Here is a 23,357-nt window from a genome sequence, read left to right on the forward strand (position 1 = left end):
ATTCACTCCATCATTGACTTCATCTTTTGGTTGTTATTATATAACGATTCCATGGCTTTTCCCATTTCCAGAAAAAAACAGCACTCCGGGCCATGGATTCACCCGGAGTTTGGTGCATTCTGATTCTCTTCTTTGATTAATTTCAGGCCGGTTTCTTTCATCACCCGGATCGTCTCTGATTGGCTCCATTGCCGGTCCTCGATGATTTCATCCGTAAAAACCAAGGTGGACAAGTCGTCCAAGATGTCATGGGAAGCTCTCGTTCCCAATTTATTCTTTGCCTGGTTCAAATCCTGACGAAAAGCTTGGAAAAAAGCAAAGTACTTTCCGTTGTTTACATATTCGGGTTGATTAATGATGGATTCGATATTTTGAAATTCGCTCTCCGGATGATCGAGCGGGGCCCCCCATTCCGGCCCGAACACAAAATAGTGATCATGCTGATGGAGTGCGTCCAAAGATCTGGCAATCGCATCGAAATCCTCCCGCCGAAAAATCCCTTCATCCGGCTTGTCCAGTAAGGTTCCTTTCACCAACTGTTCCCGGTATTTTTCAATCGCTTGTTTTTCTTCAGGACTCAGCTGTTCCACATGACGAAAATCCATTAAAAAAAACAATATGGCTCCAATGATCAAAAAAGGAGTAAGTATTCGCAACAAACGCTTCATACCCATGCCTCCAACCCGTCTCCATTAGTCTGCACCAAAGCGAAAGGCTCCGTCCCGTCGTCCGTCAAACCCTCCTTCCATCTTGTTCTTACTCCGGTTCACCCGGATGCCTTGCACTCCCCCGTAATACATGCCCGTCGGTTTCACAATCACCTGATATCCTTTTTGTTCCAATTCTTTCTGGACATCGGCAGGCAACGCTTTTTCGACATAAACGATATTATCTTCCACGATAAACCGGGGGCGGTTGATGGCGGACTGGACCGAAAGATCATATTCCAAGACACGCAACACCACTTGTGTCAAAACCGGCGTAATCCGGCTTCCGCCTGCACTTCCGATCCCCAAAACCGGGCGTCCGTTTTTGGCAAAAATGGTCGGAGCTGTATAACTGACGGGCCGTTTCCCCAACTGGGGACGATTGGGAGAGCTTTTGATGATACTGAAATTTTTTAACTGGTTGTTTAAGAAAAAGCCATCCACGTATATCCCCGAGCCGAAAAAGTTACTCAAGGTATTGGTGGCCGTCACCATGTTTCCGTCTTTATCGACAACCACAAAATGGGTCGTATTGTCATGTTCCTCTTTGTCCGCGAGCGAATCGGCCACGGTTTGATACTGGCTCGAAATTTGTTTGAGGTTGATATCCTTTGTTAATTGTTGAATATATTGATCCGCCAACATCTCCTTTACCGGAACCTTGGAAAACTGAGGATCTCCCACGTTTTGGCGCCGCGCATGGTTCACCCTTTTGTCGATTTCCCCGAGCAAATGGATCTGATCGGCAGACAAGTCCTGGGTTTTGCCCACCTTCAGTTTATCCGCCATTTTTAACGACTCGGCCAACATAATTCCACCGGTTGGGGGAGAAGGGGTGATCATTTCATAGTCCCCGTATTTTACAACAATCGGTTCTTTGACCAACGGCTGATACTTGTGTAAATCACTGACTTTCACGCCTTGGGATTTATTCTCGATGTCTTTGGCGATCAAGCCTTCATAAAACGCTTTGGATCCGTCTTTTTGAATCGCCTTCAGTGTATTGGCCAGATCTTTTTGGACCAGCAAGCGGTGCGCCTGAATCGGCTCCCCGTCCGGGAACATGTGCTTCAGATCGTTGACCGGCAGCCGGTATTTAGCAGCCTGTAAGCGGCTGTTTAAAATCGGGGTGACTTCAAACCCCTGTTCCGCCAGCTCAATCGAAGGTTGAATCAACTGATCCATCGGCAATTTTCCGTATCGTTGATGAACGAGTTCCATTCCTTTCACAAACCCCGGAACCCCCACTCCGTTATCCGGAATGATCCCGGTGTATGGCGCTGTTTCCCGATAATCGATGACCACGGGGTCTTTCTCCTTGCTGTAAAAATCGATCAACATCGTTCCTCCGCCGCCAAGCCCCGATCCGTAAGGCTCAACGACGCCCAAAGCATATCCGACGGCAATCGCCGCATCCACCGCATTGCCGCCTTGCTCCAAAATGCGCATCCCCACTTTGACCGCTTCCGGATGCGCCGCTGCCACTCCGTATTTATGCTTGTTCTTTTGGTCAACGGTTTGCTCAAAGGCTTTGGAATCATACTCATTGCTTTTATAAAAATAAGCAAAAATGGTGCCGATAATAACAAAAACAGCCAAGATGACATGAAATTTTTTATTGTTCAACCTTTTTCCCTCCTTTCAGCCCGGGCGGAAGCGGAACCGTGCGGACAAGGATGTTGTTTTCCCGTTTCCATGTGCGATTCCACAAATCCGAATATATCCTCTCTTGTGTCATTTGCATAAACACCCGCTCACGCCGGTACGCCTGACTCCATCCCAGAAGCGGACGTGGTTGTCCTTCCCGGATCATTAACGGATAAATTTCCAACCGGGCTGTATCATTTTTTAACACCTTGTATTGCACCAGCACACTTTCGCGGGTACGGGTCCAACCCTGATCAAACACAAAATTGCCCAAGCTGTAGAAAATCACGCCGTTTTTATACACCTCGACCGGCTCCAACACATGGGGATGATGGCCGACCACAAGATCCGCGCCGGCATCGATCAAAGCATGCCCCAGATCTCTCTGCCGCGGATGATAGCGGCTGTCATATTCCAATCCCCAATGCATATGTACAATCACCAGATCCGCATTTTGTTTGGCTTTGGCCACTTGTGGAAACCAAACATCCGGATCCGCCGGGGCGATTCCGGAACGTTGATGCATCGCGCGGAAATCGACCGGCATCACATCGGAAAAGCCCAAGGTGGCAATTTTTATCCCGTTCACGGTTTGATATACCACTTCAACGGCTTCGTCCAAATGACTGCCAGCCCCGACGGTCTCCAATCCGGCATCCCGAAAAGCCTTCAATGTATCCAACAAGCCTTGTTTCCCATAATCCTTCATATGGTTGTTAGCCAGATTGACGGTGGAAAAACCGACCTTTTTCAATGCTTTGGCAGCTTCGGGTTTTGTGCTCAGATGAATAAATTTGTCCGCCTTGGGATAACCCGGCCGGTTCACGATGGGATTCTCGAAGTTACCCGTCACATAATCCGAATACTGAAAATAAGGACGAACATAATGAAACAAATATTCATAACCGTAGTTTTTGACGATCACATCCTCGATATGCCGCCCGAACATCATGTCCCCCACCAGCGTGACCGTCAGCCGGCTGTCGGGATCCTCCCGGACGGATACGGCTTTCACGCGATCCAAGGCCGCCCATCCCGTCATCAACACGATGACGAGGAACAAAGCAATGTACGAATGGATCACAGCCTTTTTTTTCTCGCGTTTCATGTATCGCTGGAACCTCTGCCGATAAGTCAACATTTCCTCCATTCGTCCCTTCACGATGTAATCTTAATCAAAATCAATTTCAAATGGAAGAAAATTTCCTATATCTTTTATGGAGCCAATTTTGCTTTTAGTTTCGGCGGAAGATCGATGGTGCGTACCAACGCGTCACCTTCCCGTTTCCACAAACGACTCCATTCCTTCGAAAAGACAGGCTCATCGGTGATTTGCATAAAAATCCTCTCCCGACGGTAAAAAGAACCAAAACCGGTTAAAGGCCTCGGGGTTCCCTGCCGAATGACAAGCGGGTGAATCACCAAATTCACCTTTCCATTCATCACTTTATACTGAGCCAAAGCACTTTCGCGGGTACGGGACCACCCCTGATCCGAAATAAAGTTCCCAAGGCTGTAAAAGATGACCCCGTGTTTGTAAACTTCCACCGGTTCCAAAACATGGGGATGGTGGCCGATCACGATATCGGCTCCGGCATCGATCAACGACCGTCCCAAATCCTGCTGTCTCGGGTGGAAGTTGCTGTCATACTCTTCACCCCAATGCATATGGACAATCACCAGATCGGCATTTTTTTTGGCTTTGGCCACATCATAAAAAAACACGTCCGGATCCGCCGGGGCCACACCGGACCGGTCGGACAAAGCGCGAAAATCTTTGGGAAGAATATCGGAAAACCCGAGGGTGGCAATTTTGATGCCCCGGATCATCTGATAGGTAACAGTGGAAGCATCTTGGATATTGTAGCCGGCTCCGACCGTCTTCACCTTTTGGTTTTGAAACACCCGAATGGTATCCAACAAGCCTTGTTTCCCATAATCTTTTATGTGGTTGTTGGCAAGGTTGACGGTCGTGAAACCTTCTTCTTTCAACACTTTGGCAATCTCCGGTTTGGTGGAAATATGCACCCGTTTGTCCGCTTTGGGATAATCTTCGCCTTCGGTGACGGGCTGATCAAAATTTCCGGTAATATAATCCGATTTCTTGAGATAAGGCCGCACATACTGAAACAACGACTGATATCCGTGATTGGGGACCACCACTTCATCGACATACCGCCCGAACAACATGTCTCCTGCCATGCTGATGGTCAAAAGGCTGTGATCATCTTTTTCCTCCACTTTTGGCGGCGAATCCAAAACCTGGCTGAGGACGATGAGCAAAACGGTGATGCCAAGAGCAATCAACGTGTGCTGCATCGTTTTTTTCTTTTGCCTTTTGATATAGCGTTGAAATTTTTGTTTCCAAGTTAACATGTAGAATCCATCCTTACACCTTGCATAAAAAATAAAGTTCGGGGTTAGAGCCTGTTTCTTTCTCCACCCCCGCATCTTTTGGCTGCCCTTTGATGTTTAGAAAAATTTCAGCAACACAAATTCGTATAAAAACATAATGACGAAAGTCGCCCCGCTTAATAACAACGTACTTCCGACGGTCGGAATCACGCCCTGTTTTTGAATGGTGTTGGCAATGAGTCCGGGAACAATCACACCGATCCCCCGGAATTCCTGCATTTCAAAAGGCAAATAAGGAAAAGTCATGGGAGCAAAATAATCAAAAACCAGCTTCAAGGCGACACCGACGGACAACATGGCGGCAAACTTTCTCCGCCCGTATAAAATGGTAAATCGCCCGACGACTTTTGTCACAATTATAAATGTTAAAAAACTAATCAACAAAATCACACAAATGAAAACAGGTTGATCAAAAACCAATCCCATATATCCGGGAACAATCAGTCCTGCAGGCATTACCCCCACTTTTTCCGCATACAACAGGCTGAGTACCACGCCGATAATTAACGAAACGTATAAGTCTGATCCAAACAACGAACTTTCCTCCTAGCTGACAATATGTGCCATTTTCTTGTTTTGTACCGCTTTTTGTTCATCTTCGGGTTGATTCGATTCAGACTCCAGCCGGGCGGTAAACTGCTCTTTGGCTTTTTGGTTCATCTGTTCAAACCATTCACACAACGGCTCCGCAGCCCCGTGAATGTTTCCGACGCCGTAAACCAACCGGTTATGTAATTTGCCTTGAATCGCTTGAACAATTTGTTCCACCGGCTGATTTTCCAGATCCAGCAGTTCACTGCACCGGATCAGGCCTTTTTCGCAGGCTTCCACGATCGGCTGAGTCGTTTGTCCGATGACGACAAGTGTATCGATGGACATATGCGGCAAAACATCCCTTGCGAATTGTTCGGTCCGATCCACCCGGTCCGGACGGCAGTTCATAATGACCACGGGATCTTTGACCGGATATCCCAACATTCCGACACGTTCCCAAATATTGAGGGTGGATGAAGCATCATTGGCTGCAAATCCGTTGACAAAATAGGCAGGATGTTCATCCGCACTCAGCGGAAGGATCCGCATGGCTCCCGGATCGGGATTTGCCTTCAACATGCCCCGGAAAGCCGTTTCCTGGTCAATGCCCAACGCTTCGGCAACAGCCAACGCCAATGCGGCATTCTCCGGAAACACCATGTAATCGAACTGGCGCAAAAACTTTTCCGAGATCTTGGAAGTATCGGCAACAAAAACACGCGTGCGGCGGCGACGGGCAACCTTTTTGAAAAAGGGAACGAAAGGCCCTTCGGATACAATCAGATATCCTTTGTACGGAATTGTCGCCGTAAACGCATCCGCCACCTCTTGCAACGTCGGCCCCATCACATCCATATGGTCTTCCAAAACATTGACAATCACGCCGACATTGGCTTGCAACATTTCTTCCTGAAATACAATCTGATAATCCGGATTCACTGCCATGCATTCGCTGACCAGACAATTGGCTCCGAGCTTGGCCACTTCTTCCACAACCACTTTCTGTTCCCGGATATTAGGCCCTTCCAGGCGTCTGCGAATCGGTTTTTCTTCCTTTTTATCCCAATAGATCATCCGGGCGGCCGTCCCCGTGGTTTTCCCGACCGCACGATATCCGGCTTCAATCATGACTCCGGTAATCAATCTGGTCACCGTGGATTTCCCGCGGATGCCGTTCACATTAATCCGCAACGGAATGGAATCAATATTTTTTTGGTGTTTTTTCTTTTCCCAGACCCCCAGGCCAAAAAGCGCCCCAAGCGACAGGGGGATCAACCACATATCCATCAACTCCTCGGTTCCTCCGTGATCCAAGCGGTGATGGCCATTTCATCACCCATCCGGAACATCCATTTTTTATCTGTTTATATTATACTATTAATGACTTTTAATAAGATTTTACTAGAACGTTAAATAGCAGACACATAATAAGATATCACGAACCCGCCGGAACTCGTAGCAAAAATAGCACAAAAATATTAAACCTTTTTGAGTTGCTGATGAAAACCCCCGATCCCCGAAGCAACAAAAAAAATGCTGTGCAGAAACCTCTACACAGCAATCAAGCGGTCGATCACTTCACAGATTTTTTTCAGTTTCGGATTTCCTTCCGCAACCATTTCATCCTCAATGACCACGACGGGGTACCATAAATCTTCTTCGATGACCCGTTGGCTGAATGCTTTTTCTTTTTCTGTCTGGGGATGGAAAATATCCACATATTTTACCGTCACCTGCCCGGGATATTTTCGCCTGAGGGCCGCTTCCAACCAGGTTGCGGTCTCCTTGGAAGAAGGCAGGTTGACACAACTGGCACAAATTTCTTCCGCACCATAGACGTATACAACGACATGATTCACCGGCTTCCCTCCGCTTCTCTATTCTATTACCGAAGCGCCTGATCCAAATCCATGATCAAGTCTTCCACATCCTCCACACCAACGGAAATGCGGACCAATCCGTCCGTGATCCCGAGTTCCGCCCTGCGTTCGGCAGGAATCGATGCATGGGTCATGCGGGCCGGGACAGAAATCAGGCTTTCCACCGCTCCCAAGCTTTCCGCAAGGGTGAAGAAGCGGGTGTTCTCCAACAATTGATCCGCCTTTTCCGCGCAGCCCACATCAAACGAGATGATCCCGCCATAGCCTTTGGCTTGTACGGATGCCACTTCGTGCCCCGGATGGCTTTCCAATCCCGGATAATACACTTTCTCCACTTGCTCATGCTCATTCAACCAATCGGCAATCCGCCGGGCATTTTGTTCATGTTGGCGCATTCTCAATCCCAGCGTCTTCATTCCTCTCATCAAAAGCCAGGAATCTTGCGGTCCGAGAATGCCGCCGATCGAGTTTTGCAAAAAGTGGAGTTCCTCACCCAGGGATTTTTCTTTGGTGACAACCAGTCCGGCGACCACGTCACTGTGTCCCCCGAGATATTTGGTGGCACTGTGAAGAACAATATCGGCACCAAGGTCCAACGGGTTTTGCCAGTAAGGAGTCAAAAACGTGTTATCCACAATCAGCAACAACCCTTTTTCTTTGGCCAACTGTGCGATCGCCCGGATATCAGATACTTTTAAGAGTGGATTACTTGGTGTTTCCATATAAATGGCCTTCGTGTCGGGAAGAATGGCCGCCTCGATTTGTTTTGGATCACTGGTGTCCGCAAACGTGGCTTTCAATCCCATCCGGTTAAACACCTTGGAAACCACCCGGTACGTCCCGCCGTAAACATCATCCCCGATGACCAAATGGTCTCCTTGATTGAAGTAAGAAAGGACAGTTGAGATGGCAGCCATTCCCGAGCTGAAAGCCAACCCGGCCGCACCATTTTCCAATTCCGCGATCAGCTGTTCCAATGCCGCCCGGGTCGGGTTCCCCGTCCGGGAATATTCATAACCGGAATGTTCACCCACCCGTTTTTGTTTATAGGTTGACACCTGGTATATCGGAACGCTGACGGCTCCGGTTTGGGCATCGCCAAAAACGCCTCCGTGAATCAATTTTGTATCCGTTTTCATCATTTACACCCCACCTTGGTAAATTTTTGAGCTGAGATAACGTTCGCTGCTGTCTGGAAAAATGACCACGATCTGTGCATCTTTGGAGCATTTTTTGGCTTCTTCCAAAGCGGCATAACAAGCGGCCCCGGAAGAACTTCCCACCAGCAACCCTTCCTTCGTCGCCAGTTCCTTGACGAGCCGGAAGGCATCCTCGTCCTTTACCGTATACACTTCATCGATCAAAGACCGGTCAAAGTAATCCGGGAACATTTCCATGCCGATTCCTTCCGTCTTGTGCGTCCCCGGCTTTCCGCCCCCGATGATGGATCCTTCCGGTTCCACGATCACCGTTTTGATCGCCGGATTTTTTTCTTTCAGGTAGCGGGCCGTCCCCATAAACGTTCCGGCTGAACCAGCCCCGGCCACAAACACGTCAATTTGGCCGTCCATCTGCTCCCAGATTTCAGGGCCGGTGCTTTGATAATGCGCCCGGGGATTGGCCGGGTTGACAAATTGTTGCGGGCAATAAGCGCCGGGAATGGATTGTTCCAATTCTTTCGCTTTTTCCATGGCTCCTTTCATCCCGAGCTCGGTCGGCGTATTGATCACCTCGGCTCCCAACGCGCGCATCAATTCTTGCTTTTCCACTGAAAACTTTTCCGGAACGACAAAAATCACCCGATAGTCCGTCCCCACCGCGGCCAAAGCAATGCCAATGCCTGTGTTCCCGGCTGTCGGCTCGATAATCGTCCCGCCCGGTTTCAGTTTCCCCGTTCTTTCCCCTTCGCGAATCAACGCCACTCCCAAGCGGTCTTTCACACTGCCACCGGGATTAAAAAACTCCAATTTCGCAAACAGTTTTATATTCTTCGGAGTTCCCATCCGTTTCAGACGTAACATCGGGGTTTGACCAATCAATTCCTTTACGTCTTCATAACGCTTTTTCATATACATACTCCTTTGAAATGAAACTGAGACATATCCATCATATCAATTTTCTGATTTGGAAAAAAGACTCGTTTTTCCCTGCCGGTTTCCGCCAATTAACCATTGATTTTGCTGGAAAAACCCCCTACAATGAATTTGATATTGGGATATCTGCTTGGTTTGTTACTCCTATTTAGAAAGGGGTTATGGTTGTGTCAGTAGAAGAACGCGTTAATGAAGTATTGGGCAAATTGCGCCCTTTCATTCAGCGTGACGGTGGAGACGTGGAACTGGTTGAAGTCGAAGACGGAATCGTGCGTGTGCGTTTGCTCGGTGCCTGCGGAAGCTGCCCCAGTTCCACCATTACACTGAAAGCCGGAATTGAACGGGCGTTGATGGAAGAAGTACCGGAAGTTCGCGAAGTCGAGCAGGTATTATAAGCTCTTTCTCAAATCCCTCTTACTTTTTGTAAAGAGGGATTTTTTATATTCATCTCGAAAACAAAAAAAGAAACTTATTTAATGTATAAATACAATTGCGATGAAGGAGGGATCTCCCGTACAAACCAAAACGCCTCCCAAAACATTAAAAGAACGTTTTTTATTGATCGGACCCGGGCTGGTTGCCGCCGCCACCGGTGTGGGAGCCGGAGACTTGGTCGCCGCCTTGGTGGCCGGAACCAAGTTTGGAACGGTTTTTGTTTGGACCATTATTGCAGGGGCCATCATCAAGTATTTCCTGAATGAAGGTGTGGGCCGTTTCCAACTCGCCTCCGGACAAACCATTCTGCAGGGATGGAGATCTTTGGGCCACTGGGCATTGATCTACTTTGGAATTTATATCGTGATATGGGGATTCATTTACGGAGCCGCCGGATCATCCTCCGCCGCTCTGGCCGCCACCGCCATCTTTCCACAAATCCCGTTGAAAGGCTGGGCCATCCTGCACGCCATTATTTGCTTAATATTCGTATGGATCGGAAGATATCAGTTTTTTGAAAAAGTGATGTCCCTGCTGACCGGCATTATGTTCATTACCGTCGTCGGCACCGCTGTCATCGTTCTGCCCCAGCTGGATCAAATTGCCACGGGACTCATCCCCCGCACGCCAAACGGCTCCATCACATATGCCTTGGGATTGATCGGCGGCGTTGGCGGATCCATCACCATCGCTTCCTATGGGTATTGGGTGCGGGAAAAAAACTGGTCGGGTCCTTCGTGGATTCCGGTCATGCGCCTGGATACCTGTGTCGCTTACACGCTGACCGCCATCTTCACCCTTTCGCTGTTGATCGTGGGAGCTGAATTTTTATACGGATCGGGCATTGAATTGCAAAACGAAGAAGGATTGATCCACCTTGCCGTCCTTTTGGGCAAAGAATTTGGCACCCCGGTCTATTGGTTGTTCCTGCTCGGTTTTTGGTCTGCGTCTTTCACATCGGTCTTGGGGGTGTTTAACGGTGTTCCCTATCTTTTCGCCGACTTGGTGCGCCATTTCAAAAAAGAAGTCCCGGGAACAAAAAAACCCGCTCCGGTTTCCGTGCGGGATCCTTTCTACCGCGGCTTTCTTTTGTGGATGACATTCCCTCCGATGTTGCTTTTGTTTTTGGAAAAACCGGTCGGCCTTGTGATTTTGTACGGAGTTCTCGGTTCCTTGTTCATGCCTTTTATCTCCGTCACATTGTTGATTTTGTTAAATTCCAAAAAATTGGATCCGGTTTACCGGAACCGTTGGTGGGCCAATGCCGTTCTGATCATCAGTCTGGTCTTGTTTGCCATCCTTGCTGTCATCCAAATCATGGATATGGTTTAGAAGAACCTTAAAAATTATCATAAAAAAGAAATCCCGGTATGAAACCGGGTTTTCTTTATTGTTCATTATACAAATGGCAAGCCACCCAGTGTTTGGGTGCGGCTTCTTTCCATTCCGGAACGGCCTTGGCGCAAATGTCCATCGCTTTCGGGCACCGGGTCCGGAACCGGCAGCCGCTGGGAGGATCAATGGGACTGGGGACATCCCCTTCCAAAATAATCCGTTCCCGTTTTTTGGAAACATCCGGATCCGGGATGGGAACGGCAGACAGCAGCGCTTCCGTATACGGGTGCAACGGTTTGTCATACAGATCCTCACTGTCCGCAAGCTCCACCATGCCTCCCAGATACATCACGCCCACACGATCCGAAATATATTTCACCATTGACAAATCATGGGCAATAAACAGATAAGTCAGCCCTTTTTCTTTTTGGAGTTTTCGCATCAAGTTGACGACTTGTGCCTGAATGGAAACATCCAATGCCGAAATCGGTTCATCGGCAATGATAAACTCGGGATCGACTGCCAGAGCCCGGGCAATTCCGATCCGCTGCCGTTGACCCCCGCTGAACTCGTGCGGGAAACGGTTGGCATGCTCTTCATTGAGCCCGACCACTTTCAACAGCTCAATGACCCGTTTTTTCCGTTCTTCTCCTTGAGCCAGACCGTGGATGTCGATCCCTTCCGCAATGATATCCATGACTGTCATGCGTGGATTGAGCGAAGCATACGGATCCTGGAAAATCATTTGCATTTTCCGGTTAAATTCTTTCAGTTTCTTTCCTTTTAATTGATACACATCGTCCCCGTTAAACGTAACCGAACCTTCCGTCGCATGGTACAGCCGAATCAAGGTGCGGCCAATGGTGGACTTTCCGCAACCGGACTCCCCGACCAACCCGAAGGTTTCTCCCCGGTAAACGTCAAAGGTGACCCCGTCCACCGCTTTGACCACTTGGCCGTTACTGAGCCGGAAATGTTTTTTCAATCCCTTCACCGACAAAATCACATCTTTTTCCGGCCGTGTTTCATGATTTTTATTTTCTTGCTTACTCACTTTTCTCCCCTCCAATCGGTCCTTTCCGGACATTCGGCTTCGGCGCCATGGGATGTTCCAGCCAGCAAGTCACTTGATGCGTGGATGACACCTCGGTGACTCCCGGCATGTGTTCCTTGCAAACCTTCATCGCATGCTTGCAACGGGCTGCAAACGGACACCCTTTCGGAGGGGAAATCAAATCGGGAGGGGAGCCCGGAATCGGAAGCAATTCCTGCTCATGCGACAAATCCAGCCGTGGCATGGAATCCATTAACCCCCAAGTGTACGGATGGCGGGGATGATAAAACACTTCTTCCAAAGTGCCTGATTCCACGACTTGTCCGGCATACATCACCACGACCCGGTCGGCAATGTCGGCCACCACCCCGAGATCGTGGGTGATCAAAATGATGGAGCTTCCCGTTTTCCGTTGCAATTCTTTCATCAATTCAATGATTTGCGCCTGAATGGTTACGTCCAAAGCTGTTGTCGGTTCATCCGCAATCAGCAGTTTGGGCTGACAAGCCAGTGCAATTGCAATCATCGCCCGTTGCCGCATGCCTCCGGAAAATTGGTGGGGATACTGCTTGATCCGGGATTCCGGGCTGGGAATTCCGACCAATCTCAACATTTCCACCGCTTTTTCTCTGGCTTCCGACGCACTCAGATTCTGGTGTTTCATCAACCCTTCCGTGATTTGCCGTCCCACCGTCATGGTCGGGTTGAGAGAAGTCATGGGGTCCTGGAAAATCATGGCAATTTCGGCCCCGCGGACTTTTTCCATCTCTTTGTCGTTGAGTTTTGTCAAATCTCTTCCTTCAAAAAGGATTTCGCCTTCTTTGATGATGCCCGGGGGTTGGGGAATCAATCTCATGATGGTTTGCGAGGTGACACTTTTCCCGCATCCTGATTCTCCCACAACAGCCACGGTTTCCCCCTTGTTGACGTGAAAGCTCACACCTCTTACCGCTTTCACTTCTCCGTTATACGTTTTAAATGAAACATGCAAGTCTTTCACATCGAGTAATTTCTCCATACTGATTCCCCCCTTTATTTGCGCATTCTTGGATCAAGTGCATCCCTCAAGCCGTCTCCCAAAAGGTTGAAGGCGAGCATGATCAAACAGAGAATCGTTGCCGGATAAAACACTTGATACGGAAAAATCTGCAAATATCTGGCGCCGTCATTCACAAGTGATCCAAGGCTTGCCAGCGGCGGACGGATCCCAAGACCGATAAAGCTCAAAAATGCTTCAAAGAAAATGGCTGAAGGAATGGCAAACGTCACCGCAATAATTATCGGCCCCATCACATTGGGAATCAAATGTTTGAGTAGAATGCGCCGGTGTCCGGCCCCCAACGTACGGGCCGCCAACACGTATTCCTGAGATTTCAGTTTCAGGATCTGTGCACGAACCACCCTGGCCATCGGCACCCATCCCGTGACTGACAACGCCAACGCAATGGGGATAATCCCCGGTTCAAAGATCAGAAGCATCAAAATGATGATGATCAGGTTGGGAATGGAATATAAAATCTCCACCACCCGCTGCAAGATCATGTCCACCCGTCCGCCGAAATATCCGGAAACACTTCCGATGGTCACACCGATGCAAAGATCAAACAAAGCCGCCAAAAAAGCAATTTGCAAGGAAACCTGAGCCCCGTACCATGTCCGTTGCCACAAGTCACGGCCAAAATTGTCTGTTCCGAAATAATGGTCCGCAAACGGTTCCTTGTTTTGAGCGGAGTAATCTTGTGTCCGGTAATCATAATCATTCATCAAGGGACCGGCAAAAGCGAAAAATCCAATAACCAAAATAATGACAAGGCCGATCATCGCTCCCCAGTTGGAACGAAAACGGCGTGCCGCATCTTTCCAAAAACCGACCCGCTCCCGGGCGATCTGTTCCCCGCCCGATTCATCAGCGCCAATCGGCTCAAACATTTCCGGTGTGATCTCATTGATTGTTTTCTCACTCATCGCTGATTCACTCCTTTGCACCCGTTAGTCGAATCCGGGGATCGATGACTCCATACAAAATATCCACAAGAAAGATGGTGGCAAGAATCAAAATGGAGTAAAAAATGGTAACCCCCATAATCAAGGTATAATCATTGACCTGGATCGACTGAACGAAGAATTCCCCGATTCCGGGTACAGCAAAGATGGTTTCCACAACCAGCGAACCGGTAATAATATTCACCGCCAAAGGACCCAACACGGTAATCGCCGGAATGAGCGCATTACGCAAAGCATGGCGGAAAACGATGGCCTGTCTTCCCAAGCCTTTGGCTTTGGCCGTTTTCATATAATCCTGATCCATCACTTCCACCATTTCGGTTCTCACATAACGGGAAATTTGTGCAATGACGGTGAAAGAAAGAGCCAATGACGGCAAAATGGTATGCTCATAAGTTCCCCACAACCCCGCCGGAAGTATTTGCCATTTCACACCGACCCAATAAGATAAAAGAGCCGCCAGAACGAAGCTGGGGATTGATATTCCTCCGACGGCAATCACTGTGGCCACATTATCCAACCAGCCTCCGCGCCGGAGCGCCGCACCCACTCCGAGCAACAGTCCGACCAAAACCCCGAAAACCAGTGCCTGCGCCCCGATAAAAGCAGACGCTTCAAATCCCTGCAACAACATTTCTGTCACGGAGCGGCCGTCATACGATAAGGACTGACCAAAATCCCCCTGCACCAAACGCTTCATAAAGTTTACATACTGCACCGGCAGCGGATCCTTCAAACCATAGGTTTCCATGATCTGTTCCCGGATCAATGGAGGCAATTTTTCTTCATTTTTCAACGGAGTTCCCGGCAAAGAGTGCATCAAAAAGAAAGTAGCCGTGACAATAATCCAAAGCGTAAGCACCATATACCCCAACCGGCTCAGAATATATCGCAGCAAACCGCTTCACTTCCTTTCCTTCCTGATTCAGCATGGATGAAGGTATATGCCAAACCGTTGACATATACCTTCTCCCAGCAAAACTCGGATCTTATTTTCCGGTATCCACCGACGCCCATTTTAAAGTGTATTCCGGACCGATCGGGCTCCAGTACCAATCTTTCACAAACGGTTTTTTCACAGCTTTTTGCGTGCGATAATAAAGCGGAACAATGGCTTGTTCGCTAATCAGCAATTCTTCGGCTTTTTTCATTTCTTCAAAACGTTGTTTGAAGTCACCATTTTCTTTTGCCTTTTTAATCAACTGATCGTATTCCGGGTTACTGTATTTTCCACGGTTAAAAAGGTTATCGCTGGTAAAGAGATCGAGGAAAGTCATCGGGTCGTTGTAGTCCGGACCCCATCCGGAATATAACAAATCAAACCGTTGGTTTTTCCCTCTTTCCAGACGTTCTTTAAACGGAACCGAGGTGATTTGAATATTGGCGCCCAAGTTGACGCGCAGTTGCTCTTGAATAAATTGCATTTCTTGCTTGGCCGTCGTTGTATCATCCCCGACCAATTCGATGGACGGCGCTTGGGACAAGCCCAATTCTTTCAATCCTTCTTGCCATAACTGTTTGGCTTTGTTCGGATCATACTGCGGGTCCATTTTCACCAAATCACGGTATTTTTTGTTGTCATCCACACCGCTGGCTTTGATAAACGGCGGAACCAGAGCACCGGACGGAACCGATCCGGTTTTGGAGATATTTTCCACCAATGTTTTGCGGTCAATTGCCAAACTGATTGCTTTTCTGATTTTTTCATTTTTAAAGAAATCTTTGGTTTGGTTCATTTCCAGATACCAGTTGGAACCATCGTCAATGTTAAAAGTGTTGGGATCGTCTTTAAAAGCATCAATAAATTCCGAAGACAGGTACGTAAAATCCAATTTTCCCGTGTTATAAAGGTTGACTTGTGTCGCGTTATCCTTTACAATTTGCCAGTTGATTTCTTCCAATTTGACGACCCCGCTGTCCCAATACCCGGGGTTCTTTTTCATTTGGAAGCTTTGGTTGTGTTTCCAATCGGAAAGAACGAACGGTCCGTTGTAAACCAATGCATCGGCTTCCAAAGCGTATTTATTTCCAAACTTTTCAACAATATCCTGACGCTGCGGCAAGAAAGTCGCAAAACACAAGATGTCTTTAAAGTAGGGAATCGGGCGCTCCAAAACCACTTCCAATGTTTTGTCATCCAAAGCCTTTACTCCCACATCGTCAGCTGATCCTTCACCGGTATTGTAAGCTTCAGCTCCTTTAATCGGATAAAGGAAATAGGCATATTCGGATGCCGTTTTGGGATCCAGCGCCCGCTTCCATGCATATTCGAAGTCATGGGCCGTCACCGGCTTTCCATCACTCCATTTGGCATCGCGCAATGTAAAAGTCCATTTCAAATTGTCCTCGCTCACTTCCGGCTCTTTGGCTGCCATCCCGAGAACCGGTTTGCTGTCTTTATCCAAACGATAAAGCCCTTCCATGGTGTTTCCCAAAATCATGAAAGACACCACATCTGTCGATTTGGCACTGTCCAGGTTTGGCGGCTCCTGCTTTTCAACCAGGTTCAACACCTGACTGTTTTTGGTTTCTGTCCCTCCCCCAAAGCAAGCCGTCAACACCATCGCCGAAGCCAAAACCAGTGACAGCAAAGAAAATAATTTGATTCTCCGCCTCAAAACGTCTGCCCCCTTTTTTTAAAATAAAGTATATAGTTTAGACCAAAAAATGGTCATAAACCCTGAATGGAAAAAGACTGGTTGTTCCCTCCGCCTAATAATCTGAAAATAAATAATTCATCTGTTATTTTAAGGCAAGATGAGCGGTTCACCAAGAAAATCGAACAAAGAGTCAACTCAAATTTCTAACAATTTTTTATTCTAATTTTATCAAATTTTAGGCGTTATTTATATTTAACTCATATTTCATTGATTTGTAAAGGGGGTTTATCTTTTGTTGTATTAAATAAAAGTCTACAATAAAGGAATACCCTTTTTCATCCGCCTTTGATAACAAGCTGCACAAAAAAGCTCAAGCCCCTTTTGACAGTGGCTTGAGCTTTTCATCATTCTTCATTTTTCTCCACAATATATGCCCATTTCAAACTGTATTCCGGACCAAACGGATGGCGGTACAGGTCTTTGACATAAGACTTTTGCACAAACGCTTTAGAGTAGTAAATCAACGGCACAAAACCGGCACTCCCCTGATCATCCACGCCGGAAAGCAACGCTTCGGCCTGTTTTAACAACTCAAACTGCGCTTTCGGGTCTGAAGTTTGCCTTGCCTGATCCATCAACTGGTCAAATTTGGGATTGTTGTAATGGGAGAAGTTCATTTCATTATCCGACTCCCAAATTTCAAAGAAGTTGAACGGATCATTGTAGTCCGCCACCCAACCCAGCATGGCCATGTCAAAGTTTCTGTTTTTCACTTTGTTGACATGGGTTTTCCAAGTCGGGGAATCCAGCTTGATCTCCAAATTCAGCTTTTTCCGCAATTGCTCTTTGATGTTGATCGCCACATCCCTCAGCGGGGTTGCGTCATAACTGACCATCACGATATCCTTGGGCGGTTCGGACATTCCCAATTCCGTTAAACCTTCCTGAAACAAGGCTTGGGCACGGGCAACATCGGTTTTGACGTAGGATCCTGAAAGTTCACGGAAGTTTTTGCCGCCCACCCCGCTGATCGATGAAGGAATCAAAGCATCTGCCGGTTTGGATCCGCCTTTCATGATTTCGTTGGCAATCGTTCCTCGGTCGATTGCCAGATTGATTGCCTTCCTGATTTTTTCATTTTTAAAAAAAGGATCGTCATGATTAAACAGAATATAATAGTTTCTTGCCCTTTCCGCTTCCACATATTCTTCTGTATTTTTAAAGGCATCCACAAATGCCTGGTTCAGCGTGGCGGTGTCAATTTCCCCGGAGTTGTATAGATTGATTCCCGTTGCCAAATCCTTCACCACGTTGATTTCAACGGTTTCCAGCTTTACTCCGTTTTTATCCCAGTAATTTTCATTTTTTTTCAACAACACTTTTTGCGGTGTCCAACTGGCGACTTTAAATGGTCCGTTATAAATGGTTTCTTCCGCGGATGTTCCGTATTTACCCCCAAACTTTTCAACCACATCTTTACGTTGCGGCATGAAAGCGATCATGGTCGTACGCTGAATAAAGTTCAATGTCGGCTTTTCCAATTGCACTTCCAAGGTGTGATCATCCACCGCCTTGATTCCGACAGCAGACGCATCCACTTGCCCCTGGTTATACTGTTTGGCATTTTTAATCGGGAAAAAGACATAGGCATATCCGGAATCAGTTTGAGGATTGAGCACCCGTTTCCATGCATACTCGAAATCTTGCGCCGTCACGGGTTCGCCGTCACTCCATTTGGCGTCTTCCCGCAGTTTGAAGGTATACTTGGTTTTGTCCGGGCTGAGTTCATATTCATACGCAATCCCGTATTCCGGTTGTTTTTCCCTTCCCAATCGCATCAAGCCTTCATTCACATTATTCAGGACATTAAACGTGATCGCATCATTGGCCTTGACCGTGTCCAGTGTCGTGATGCCGCCTTCTTCGGCAATCCTCAACACCTGCTCGTCACTTAATTTCATGTTGGAACCACTGTTTGCTTGAAAACCGCACCCGCTCAGTACTAAACTGAAAGAGGCTGCGATTGCCAACAACACTTTCCCTGTCTTGAGCATGACTCCCCCTCCCTGCAGTCGAACCTTGGATACTTTCTTTTCTGACAATTCCCCTTCAGATCGTGGATCTGGACCGGGTTAACTTGTAACATTATAAATGAATTGCTAGCTTTAGAAAAGATTATATGGATATTGTCCAAAATAAACCATATTTCCATTTCAGACCGTAAACGGAGGAACGCCATGAAGATGCGAAATAAACGTGCTTGGGCAACCATTCTCATCACGATGGTCGTGTTTTTGTTTCTCGGCTTCATTTCCAAAGGGAATGCGCTTGCCTTTATCGATCAATCCTTTTTGGCCGGATTGCTCTTTTTGATCCTTGCCGCCGGCATTTTTGTCGTCCAAGGCGGTTTCTTTTCCGTCTTTTTGCGCACTTTTAAAAAATTCAACAAACTCCCCGGACAGAGGCGGGAGGATGAAGCCGAAGATGATTCCCCTTTGTCCAAAGCGGAACGGAGGGCTTTCCTCCAAAACCTGCAATTCATTTGTTTGAACGTTGGAATCATCTTCATTTTGGCGTCGCTTCTGTTCCTGTTCTTTCAGTAATCTTTTCTCACTCCCAAATAAAAAAGGCTGTTGAAAATCAACAGCCTTTTTTTTCGCCTGATTTTTCCAAACGGATCCATCCGTTTTCTTCCATCATTTGCAAAAACGTCGCAAGCCTGGGCAAAACCGGCTCTGCCTTTTCCCCGAATTCCGATTCCAGTTTTTTCTGTATTTCATCCACGGTATGGCGCCCGTCACACAGCCGGATCACAAAGCTTCCCAGTTCATCCAGTTTCACCTTGATGGCTTCCGGCTGTTTCAAAAAACGGATGGAAAAGCGTTCAATCCAGCTGGTCCGGGGGATCACCACAAAAACCAGCTCTTTGTCTTCCCTTGCCGGCTGCAAAGAAAGATGCGGCTTTAAACACGGGATTAATTCCAGCAGATTTTCTCTTTTCTTCTTCATCATTTGGCAGAAGAAGAAGATCCTTTTACATTTTTATTGGCAAATTTCACAGCGACAAATCCCAACAAGCCGACCAATGCAAGGAAAAGAAGCAATGGCAAGAGCTGGCTTTCCACTTTAAACGGAGCTTCCGGATCGATGATTCCCGGCACGATGAGCAAGGCAACGACAACGCTGAGCAACGCTTCCCCGGCAATCAAACCGGAAGCAAAGAGCGTTCCTGCTTCTTCGCGCCCTTGTTTTTCAGCTTCGGTTTTGCTGAACCGGGTCGTAAGCCAGCGGACAATACCTCCGACCATGATCGGCGCACTGATGGAAATCGGCAGATAAAATCCGACAGCCACCGTCAAGGAATTGATCCCCAAAAATTCAATCGTAATCGCCAGCGCCGCCCCCATTATGATGAGTTCCCAAGGCAAGTTTCCTTGCATCAGCCCCTCAACAATGATCTTCATTAACATGGCTTTGGGAGCCGGCAATGCTTCGCTTCCGATTTCATACGCCTGATCAAAGAGGTACAAAACGTATCCGATCAACAAACCGCTGGCCAGCACCCCGACCATCATGGCAATTTGTTGTTTCCACGGAGTTGCTCCCACCAGATAACCCGTTTTTAAGTCTTGGGAAATATCCCCCGCGACGGCAATGGCCACACAAACGATGGCTGCGGAGGTCAGTGAGACAATCATCCCCGTTTGACCGGTAAAGCCAATCGCCTTAAAAATTAAGGTGGTGATCAGCAAGGTGGCAATGGTCATGCCGGACACAGGCATGGATGAACTTCCGACAATCCCGACGATCCGGGAAGCAACCGCCACAAACAAGAACCCAAACAAGGCGATGCAAATCGCACCGATGATTCCGACTTTCGTCACCGGCACAAAAGCAATGATCAATATCAGCAAAATCGAACCGCCCAAAATATAATGCATCGGCAGATCCTTGTCGGTTCTTTCGATTTGCAAGGCCGCATTGTGATCTTGCTTCAACAAACCTTGCAGCGTATCACGTACGGAAGTGAACAATATGGGCAAGGTTTTCACCAACGTGATCAAACCGCCCATGGCCACCGCACCAGCCCCGATATATGTGATGTAACTGGAATAGATCGCGGAAGCATCCATTCCTCCCACTGGATCTTCCGACGGGAAAAAGACCGCAGGACTTCCTTGTGTAAAAAAGGAGATCATCGGAATGAAAACGACGGAAGCCAGAAGCCCTCCGGCAATCATTTGTCCCGCGATGCGCGGACCAATGATATATCCCACCCCAAGCAAGGCGGGCATGGTACTCATGCCGAGCACTGCATTTTTATAGCCAATGATTTGTGTTTCCACCGAAGTTTTAAACCATCTTAAACCATCTCCCAATGCTTTGAACAAGCCGCCGACAATAAACCCGGACAAAATCAGCTTGGCATTGGTTCCACCGGTTTCGCCTGATTTTAAAACCTCTGCACATGCAGTTCCTTCCGGATACGGCAGCACTTCATGCTCGTTGACAATCAACAAACGGCGCAAAGGAACCATCATCAAAACACCGAGCAATCCACCGGTCACAACGATAAAAGCAATCATGGCCTGGCTTGGACTCAAATCCCACAAGTAAAGAGCCGGCAGGGTAAAAATCGCACCGGCCGCCACAGCTTCCCCGGCCGTGGTCATTGTTTGCACAATATTATTTTCCAAAATGGATTTTCTGCGGAACAACCCGCGCAAAATAGCCATTGAAATCACAGCTGCAGGAATGGAAGCAGAAACGGTCAATCCGATTTTCAGCCCCAAATAAGCGTTGGCCGCACCAAAAACAATGGCCAGCAAAATTCCGAGAATCATTGCGACAACCGTTAATTCCGGCAATGACTTGGACGCTGGAATATAAGGGACAAACTTTTGTTTGTTTTTTGACACTTTTTTCACCGCCTTTGATGTGTATCATTTTGACAAATTAAGTAAATTGACATGACCTAGTTCATAATAACATGGAAACCAAAATATATTAAATGTTTTTTATCGAAAAATAAAATTATTGCTGTTACATCAACTGCCAATTCACTGCCCATTCCTATCCTCTCTGAAAAAACGGCATTTATCCATGTCGTTGTTTTTAGAAAAATTAAATTTATTAAATATTTTATATTATCACAACAATGGAGGTGGATACAAGCAAAACAAAGATTGTGGTAGCATAAAGATAAATCTTCTGCTACAGCCTTTTCATTTAGTATGGATGGGAAGTGAAAAGATGTCATTGGATCCTCAAATCATCCGTGAGCTTGAAAAAATTGTGGGGCAACCATACTGCCGGACGGATCAGGAAGCCCGTCTCACCCATTCCTATGACGCCACACCGCTGTTTCAAGCCTTTCCTCATGCCGTTGTTTATCCGCAAAGCACAGAAGAAGTCCAAGCCGTCATGAAAGTGGCAAACCGATACCAAATCCCCGTAATTTCCCGCGGTTCCGGAACCAATCTCAGTGCTTCCGCCGTACCGGTCAATGGCGGTATTGTCATGGTTTTCAACCGAATGAACAGCATCCTGGAAATCGACACCCAAAACTTAACGGCCACGGTGCAGCCCGGCGTGATCACCCGGGACTTGCATGAAGCTGTTTCAGCCCACTCGCTTTTCTATCCGCCGGATCCCGGAAGCATGTCCATTTCCACCATCGGCGGCAACATTGCCCAGGGCGCCGGCGGATTGAGAGGATTAAAATACGGAACCACCAAAGATTACGTGCTCGGCCTTGAAGCCGTGCTCGCCAACGGGGAAGTCATCCGGACGGGAGGAAAACTGGCCAAAGATGTTTCCGGCTATGATGTCACCAAGCTTATGGTCGGCTCCGAAGGAACCCTTGCCATCATCACCGAGGCAACGTTGAAATTACTTCCCCAACCGGCTTTCCAACAAACCATGGTCGCCTATTTCCCTGAGCTTGATCTGGCTGCGGAAGCCGTTTCCAACATCATTTCCTCCCGGATCATTCCTTGCACTTTGGAATTTATGGATCAGGGCACGATGGAAGTGGTGGAAGCCTTCACCAACATCGGGCTGCCGACGGATCAAAAAGCCATGTTAATTTTGGAACAAGACGGCCCGCCGGAAGTGGTGGAACGAGATCTGGAGCAAATGGCTGAAATCTGCCGACGGCTTCAAGCCACCAAGATTGAAATCGCCCGTACACAAAAAGAAAGGGAATCGCTGTTGGAAGCACGCCGGACAGCCCTTTCCGCCCTGGCCCGTTCCACCCCCACCACCATTTTGGAGGATGCCACGGTTCCGCGCGCTTCGATTCCGGAAATGGTTCGCAAAATTACCGAGATATCGAAAAAATACAATATACGCATTTGTACGTTCGGCCATGCAGGAGACGGCAACCTGCACCCGACATGCATGACAGATGCCCGCAACAAAGAAGAAATCGGGCGGGTTAAAAAAGCATTTGACGAAATTTTTGAAACGGCTTTAAAACTGGGTGGCACCATCACCGGGGAACACGGTGTCGGAATAGCCAAAGCCCCTTATATGGAAAAACAGTGGGGAAAAGCGGGCATGGAGTTATTAAAACGCATCAAAGAGGCATTTGACCCTCATCATCTCCTGAATCCGGGGAAAATTTTGCTGCCATCCGAGGAGGAGTGATC

Annotated in this window: 21 protein-coding genes; 4 read left to right on the forward strand and 17 right to left on the reverse strand. The window is 47.8% G+C overall.

Going from position 1 to position 23,357, the window contains the following annotated elements; all coding sequences use genetic code 11:
* Nucleotides 1–98: 98 nt before the first annotated feature.
* The 9 genes from I8U23_RS10955 to cysK all read right to left on the reverse strand — a co-directional run bounded on the left by I8U23_RS10955 (nucleotide 99) and on the right by cysK (nucleotide 9,252).
* Nucleotides 99–668 (reverse strand): hypothetical protein, encoded by a 570-nt coding sequence (locus tag I8U23_RS10955; protein ID WP_037997387.1) that lies wholly within the window; start codon nucleotides 666–668, stop codon nucleotides 99–101.
* Nucleotides 669–692: 24 nt separating this feature from the next.
* On the reverse strand, nucleotides 693–2,333 hold the full coding sequence (ggt, locus tag I8U23_RS10960; protein ID WP_037997384.1) for a gamma-glutamyltransferase: 1,641 nt from the start codon (nucleotides 2,331–2,333) through the stop codon (nucleotides 693–695).
* Nucleotides 2,323–3,462 carry a CapA family protein gene (locus tag I8U23_RS10965; protein WP_165489713.1) on the reverse strand — a complete coding sequence of 380 codons (1,140 nt, stop codon included), beginning with the start codon at nucleotides 3,460–3,462 and terminating at the stop codon, nucleotides 2,323–2,325. The genes ggt and I8U23_RS10965 overlap by 11 nt, the downstream gene beginning before the upstream one ends.
* Before the next feature lie 107 nt (nucleotides 3,463–3,569).
* A complete protein-coding gene (locus I8U23_RS10970) occupies nucleotides 3,570–4,730 on the reverse strand; it encodes a CapA family protein (protein WP_049719673.1) in 1,161 nt (386 codons plus the stop codon).
* Nucleotides 4,731–4,826: 96 nt separating this feature from the next.
* Nucleotides 4,827–5,303 (reverse strand): poly-gamma-glutamate biosynthesis protein PgsC, encoded by a 477-nt coding sequence (gene pgsC / locus I8U23_RS10975; protein ID WP_037994174.1) that lies wholly within the window; start codon nucleotides 5,301–5,303, stop codon nucleotides 4,827–4,829.
* 12 nt (nucleotides 5,304–5,315) lie between these two features.
* A complete protein-coding gene (pgsB, locus tag I8U23_RS10980; RefSeq protein WP_069201534.1) occupies nucleotides 5,316–6,584 on the reverse strand; it encodes a poly-gamma-glutamate synthase PgsB in 1,269 nt (422 codons plus the stop codon).
* A 269-nt stretch (nucleotides 6,585–6,853) separates the two neighbouring features.
* Nucleotides 6,854–7,162 carry a YuzD family protein gene (locus I8U23_RS10985; RefSeq protein ID WP_037994172.1) on the reverse strand — a complete coding sequence of 103 codons (309 nt, stop codon included), beginning with the start codon at nucleotides 7,160–7,162 and terminating at the stop codon, nucleotides 6,854–6,856.
* Between the two features lie 26 nt (nucleotides 7,163–7,188).
* Nucleotides 7,189–8,322 carry a bifunctional cystathionine gamma-lyase/homocysteine desulfhydrase gene (locus tag I8U23_RS10990; RefSeq protein ID WP_037994170.1) on the reverse strand — a complete coding sequence of 378 codons (1,134 nt, stop codon included), beginning with the start codon at nucleotides 8,320–8,322 and terminating at the stop codon, nucleotides 7,189–7,191.
* Between the two features lie 3 nt (nucleotides 8,323–8,325).
* Entirely contained in the window at nucleotides 8,326–9,252 is a 927-nt protein-coding gene (gene cysK, locus I8U23_RS10995) for a cysteine synthase A (protein WP_198051047.1), read from the reverse strand.
* A gap of 185 nt (nucleotides 9,253–9,437) precedes the next feature.
* Between cysK and I8U23_RS11000 the strand changes: the two genes are divergently transcribed.
* Complete coding sequence (locus I8U23_RS11000; RefSeq protein WP_037994168.1) at nucleotides 9,438–9,671, forward strand: NifU family protein; 234 nt, start codon at nucleotides 9,438–9,440, stop codon at nucleotides 9,669–9,671.
* A gap of 100 nt (nucleotides 9,672–9,771) precedes the next feature.
* Complete coding sequence (locus I8U23_RS11005) at nucleotides 9,772–11,043, forward strand: Nramp family divalent metal transporter (RefSeq protein WP_049719671.1); 1,272 nt, start codon at nucleotides 9,772–9,774, stop codon at nucleotides 11,041–11,043.
* A 55-nt stretch (nucleotides 11,044–11,098) separates the two neighbouring features.
* On the opposite strand, the gene I8U23_RS11010 is transcribed toward I8U23_RS11005, so the two are convergent.
* The 6 genes from I8U23_RS11010 to I8U23_RS11035 all read right to left on the reverse strand — a co-directional run bounded on the left by I8U23_RS11010 (nucleotide 11,099) and on the right by I8U23_RS11035 (nucleotide 18,758).
* A complete protein-coding gene (locus tag I8U23_RS11010; protein ID WP_370526941.1) occupies nucleotides 11,099–12,100 on the reverse strand; it encodes an ABC transporter ATP-binding protein in 1,002 nt (333 codons plus the stop codon).
* Complete coding sequence (locus I8U23_RS11015; protein ID WP_037994164.1) at nucleotides 12,093–13,118, reverse strand: ABC transporter ATP-binding protein; 1,026 nt, start codon at nucleotides 13,116–13,118, stop codon at nucleotides 12,093–12,095. Before I8U23_RS11015 ends, I8U23_RS11010 begins: the two co-directional genes overlap by 8 nt.
* A 14-nt stretch (nucleotides 13,119–13,132) precedes the next feature.
* Nucleotides 13,133–14,065, reverse strand: a complete 933-nt coding sequence (locus I8U23_RS11020; protein WP_198051049.1) for an ABC transporter permease — start codon at nucleotides 14,063–14,065, stop codon at nucleotides 13,133–13,135.
* Nucleotides 14,066–14,072: 7 nt separating this feature from the next.
* Nucleotides 14,073–15,002 carry an ABC transporter permease gene (locus I8U23_RS11025; RefSeq protein WP_198051050.1) on the reverse strand — a complete coding sequence of 310 codons (930 nt, stop codon included), beginning with the start codon at nucleotides 15,000–15,002 and terminating at the stop codon, nucleotides 14,073–14,075.
* Nucleotides 15,003–15,093: 91 nt separating this feature from the next.
* The gene (locus I8U23_RS11030) at nucleotides 15,094–16,722 is read right to left on the reverse strand and encodes a peptide ABC transporter substrate-binding protein (RefSeq protein ID WP_232335515.1); all 1,629 of its coding nucleotides are present in this window, start codon (nucleotides 16,720–16,722) and stop codon (nucleotides 15,094–15,096) included.
* Between the two features lie 386 nt (nucleotides 16,723–17,108).
* The gene (locus tag I8U23_RS11035; protein WP_049719668.1) at nucleotides 17,109–18,758 is read right to left on the reverse strand and encodes a peptide ABC transporter substrate-binding protein; all 1,650 of its coding nucleotides are present in this window, start codon (nucleotides 18,756–18,758) and stop codon (nucleotides 17,109–17,111) included.
* A gap of 189 nt (nucleotides 18,759–18,947) precedes the next feature.
* On the opposite strand from I8U23_RS11035, the gene I8U23_RS11040 reads away from it, so the two are divergent.
* Nucleotides 18,948–19,307: a DUF3899 domain-containing protein gene (locus tag I8U23_RS11040; protein ID WP_198051051.1), complete on the forward strand. Its 360-nt coding sequence runs from the start codon at nucleotides 18,948–18,950 to the stop codon at nucleotides 19,305–19,307.
* 37 nt (nucleotides 19,308–19,344) lie between these two features.
* On the opposite strand, the gene I8U23_RS11045 is transcribed toward I8U23_RS11040, so the two are convergent.
* Together I8U23_RS11045 and I8U23_RS11050 are read right to left on the reverse strand one after the other, a co-directional pair.
* Nucleotides 19,345–19,713: a PqqD family protein gene (locus I8U23_RS11045; protein ID WP_231564576.1), complete on the reverse strand. Its 369-nt coding sequence runs from the start codon at nucleotides 19,711–19,713 to the stop codon at nucleotides 19,345–19,347.
* On the reverse strand, nucleotides 19,713–21,632 hold the full coding sequence (locus I8U23_RS11050) for an OPT family oligopeptide transporter (protein WP_428843392.1): 1,920 nt from the start codon (nucleotides 21,630–21,632) through the stop codon (nucleotides 19,713–19,715). The genes I8U23_RS11045 and I8U23_RS11050 overlap by 1 nt, the downstream gene beginning before the upstream one ends.
* A gap of 325 nt (nucleotides 21,633–21,957) precedes the next feature.
* Between I8U23_RS11050 and I8U23_RS11055 the strand changes: the two genes are divergently transcribed.
* Nucleotides 21,958–23,355: an FAD-binding oxidoreductase gene (locus tag I8U23_RS11055; RefSeq protein WP_049719666.1), complete on the forward strand. Its 1,398-nt coding sequence runs from the start codon at nucleotides 21,958–21,960 to the stop codon at nucleotides 23,353–23,355.
* Nucleotides 23,356–23,357 lie beyond the last annotated feature (2 nt).

This window comes from Thermoactinomyces sp. CICC 10735 (genome assembly GCF_016055175.1).
In the GTDB taxonomy this organism is placed as follows: Bacteria; Bacillota; Bacilli; order Thermoactinomycetales; family Thermoactinomycetaceae; genus Thermoactinomyces; species Thermoactinomyces vulgaris.